Annotated in this window: 2 protein-coding genes; both read left to right on the forward strand. The window is 69.7% G+C overall.

Annotated features, from left to right (window positions below; genetic code table 11):
• Nucleotides 1-2057 (forward strand): ATPase, T2SS/T4P/T4SS family (locus WEB03_RS06080; protein ID WP_368070060.1); only part of this gene is annotated, 2057 nt, incomplete at its 5' end.
• 59 nt (nt 2058-2116) lie between these two features.
• On the forward strand, nt 2117-3743 hold a 1627-nt coding region (locus tag WEB03_RS06085; protein WP_368070061.1), incomplete at its 3' end, for a PilT/PilU family type 4a pilus ATPase.

Here is a 3743-nt window from a genome sequence, read left to right on the forward strand (position 1 = left end):
ACGAGAGCGCTTACCGCAAGCCGTACGGGATGATCCTGGTGACCGGCCCGACCGGCTCCGGGAAAGCTCTGACGCTCGACACACCGGTGCCGACCCCGGCGGGGATGTCCACGATGGGCGCCCTGAACGAGGGCGACGAGGTGTTCGGACGGGACGGACGCCCCTGTCGGGTCGTGCGGGTCTGGCCGGTCAACGACCACCCCGAGCTTTACCGCGTCCACTTCTCGGACGGGCAGCAGGTCGTCGCTGACCGGGACCACCAGTGGCTGGTGGCTGACCACTGGGGCCGCAACGCCCCACGGACCCCGAAGCGGCGGGCTGCGGTCGCCGCCTACGAACAGGCGCACGCAGACGCGGACCGGCTGGAAGAGCTGGCTGACACGTGGGATGGTGCCGGTTCTCTGCGGCTCGCAGCTCTCACAGCGCTCGTTGACACGAACGTGGTCGGTGACCACTTCCCATCGGCGTACGCGGTTCGGCAAGCGCTGAAAGCGGTCGACTGCCCGTTCACCGGCGGGAACGGGCCGGTGCCGCAACAGTTCCCGACCGCTGTGGCGCTCAAGTCGCTCGCGTTGCGGCTCCGGCAGCGGTACAGCACCCAGCCGGTGGACCAGACGCCGTTGTACCGGATGACGACTTCCGAGATGGTCGCCGCCGGGTTCCGGACCCGTGCTGGGCAGGCGCAGTTCGCAGTGCCGGCACCAGCAGCGTTGCAGCTCCCCCCCGCTGATCTGCTCGTTGACCCGTACCTGATCGGCTACTGGCTCGGTGATGGCTCCACCGGTGGAGGCAGGATCACGGTCGGTGACCCGTACGTGAACCGTGACCTGGCATCGGATCTTCGCGACATCGGCGTCATCGGTGTCAAACACATCCCGCTCGCCTACTCGCGCGGCTCGTACGAGCAGCGGCTGGCGCTGCTGCAAGGGCTGATGGACTCCGATGGGACCGTCGATGACGGCGACGGAGGATCGTGCGAGCTGACGTTGTCGGATCGGCGGCTCGCGGACGACGCGTTGGCGCTCATCCGGTCCCTCGGGATCGCAGCCAGTATGGTCGCCGACGCCCCGGCGTCCTACCGCAACGACGACGGTGGGAAGGTCGAAGCGGGCCGACGACACCGCATCCACTTCACCCCCCACATCGAGGTCTTCCAGCTACCACGGAAGCGCGACCGGCAGACCGATCGCGTCGCGCGAGGGCCGTCAGAGATCAGCCGATGGCGGCACGTCACCGACATCGAGGTCGTCGCTACAGATGACCCTGCCTACGGACCAGCACGGTGCATCACCGTCGACTCGTGCGACCGCACCTACCTGTGCGGCGAGGGGTTCGTGCCCACCTCCAACACGACGTCGCTGTACGCCACGTTGAACGTGCTGAACCAGCCGGGCGTGAACCTGATCACCACCGAAGATCCGGTCGAGTACCAGCTGCCGGGCATCAACCAGGTGCAGGTCAACAACAAGGTCGGGCTGTCGTTCGCGCGGGCGTTGCGCTCGATCCTGCGTCAGGACCCCGACATCATCCTCGTCGGTGAGATGCGTGACCGCGAGACCGCGCAGATCGGTGTCGAGGCGGCCCTCACCGGTCACCTCGTGCTCAGCACGCTGCACACCAACGACGCCCCGTCGGCCGTGGTCCGCCTCACCGAGATGGGGATCGAGCCGTTCCTGGTCGGTTCCGCCGTCGACTGCGTCCTGGCCCAACGGCTGGCCCGCCGGGTGTGCAACAAGTGCGTCGAGATGTACTCGCCCGAGGCCGAGATCCTCAAGGCGGCGGGCTTCGACGACGAGACCGTGGAGGCGAGGCCGGAGGTCCCGCGCGCGGTCGGTTGCACCTCGTGCAGCGGCACCGGCTACCGCGGCCGGCTCGCGATCCACGAGGTGATGCTGGTCAGCGAGGAGATCGAACGCATGGCCGTCAGCCGCGCCTCGTCCGAGGACATCGGGCGGGTCGCGGTCGAGCAGGGCATGCGGCCGCTGCGTGAGGACGGGCTCGCCAAGGTGCTGCTCGGGCGCACGACCATCGAAGAGGTAGGCCGCGTGGTCACCTGACCGCGCAGGGCACCACCGGCCACCGCGCCGGAGGAACGACAGACACGACAGGAACCGACGTGGCAGGACTCGGGGAGACCCTGGTCGAGCAGGGGGTGCTGCAGCCCGAACAGCTGCAGCACGCCACCGAGCACGCGGGCGAGGGCGGCAGCCTCGCGCGGGCGCTCGTCGAGCTCGGCTACGCGGAGGAGCGGGACCTGGTGCGTGCCTTCGCGGGCAGCCTCGGCATGCCGTTCGCCGAGGTGGACGCCGGTAGCGTCGACCCGCACGCTGCGTCGCTCCTCCCGGCCGACGTCGCGCGGTCCCTGGTCGCCCTGCCCGTCGCGTTCGGTGATGGCGATCGCGTCCGGGTGGCGGTCGCCGACCCGAACTCCCCGGGGCTCGTCGAGCAGCTCCAGGAGGAGATCGGGCTGCGCGTCGAGCTCGCGCTCAGCCCCCGTCGCGCCCTGATCGAAGCCATCGAGCAGCACGCGGCCAACCAGGTCCCCACCGGGGTCGGCGCGGGCACGGCGGCCACCGTGCCGCCGCCCCCCGTGACCCAGCTGCCCCCACCGCCCAGCAGGGGGCCGTCGGCTGAGGCCCCGGCGCCGCCGGCACCCGACGACCGCACCGGCCCGTCCCCGACGGCAGCGACCACCGACCCGCCGTCGCCGGACTCGTCGTCCCTGCCTCCGCGGCCGTCGGCGAACGTGCGCGCGAACGACGATCTCGGCGGCGGTGGCGGCCAGCGGCTGCGCTCCGAGGAGGAGTCCGAGGTCGACCTCGATGCGCTGCTGAAGGAGCTCGTCGAGCGTGGCGGGTCCGACCTGCACCTGACCGCGGGTATCCCACCGACGATCCGTGTCGACGGCGACCTGATGCCGATGGACGACCAGCCCGTCATGATGCCGGACGAGCTCCAGAAGATGCTCTACGCGATCATGACCCAGAAGCAGCGTGAAGCCTTCGAGAACGAGCTCGAGCTCGACCTCTCGTACGCCGTGCCGAACCTCGCCCGCTTCCGCGTCAACGTGTTCCAGCAGCGGGACTCGATGGGTTCGGTGATGCGTGTCATCCCGTTCGACATCCTGCCGCTCGAGGACCTCGGCGTGCCCGAGCAGGTCGCGAACTTCGCCTACCTACCCCGCGGGTTCGTCCTGGTCACCGGCCCGACGGGGTCCGGCAAGTCGACGACGTTGGCGTCGCTGGTCGACCTCGTCAACCGCAACCGGCCGTCGCACATCATGACGGTCGAGGACCCGATCGAGTTCCTCCACAAGCACAAGCGGTCGGTGGTCAACCAGCGCGAGGTCGGTACCGACACCCACGGGTTCAACGAGGCGCTCAAGCACGTCCTCCGCCAGGACCCGGACGTCATCCTGGTCGGCGAGCTCCGCGACCTCGAGACCATCCAGATCGCGCTGACCGCGGCCGAGACCGGCCACCTCGTCTTCGCGACCCTCCACACCCAGGACGCGCCGCAGACGATCGACCGCGTGGTCGACGTCTTCCCGCCGCACCAGCAGGAACAGATCCGCGTCATGCTGGCCGGTGCCCTGCGCGGGGTGGTGTGTCAGACGCTGCTCAAGACCGCGGACGGCAAGGGCCGCACCGTGGCGTGTGAGGTCATGATCGCGACGTCCGGCATCCGCAACCTCATCCGCGAGGGCAAGACCCACCAGATCTACTCCGCGATCCAGGCGGGCG

The sequence above is a fragment of the Nitriliruptor sp. genome (assembly GCF_040882075.1).
Classification (GTDB): Bacteria; Actinomycetota; Nitriliruptoria; order Nitriliruptorales; family Nitriliruptoraceae; genus Nitriliruptor.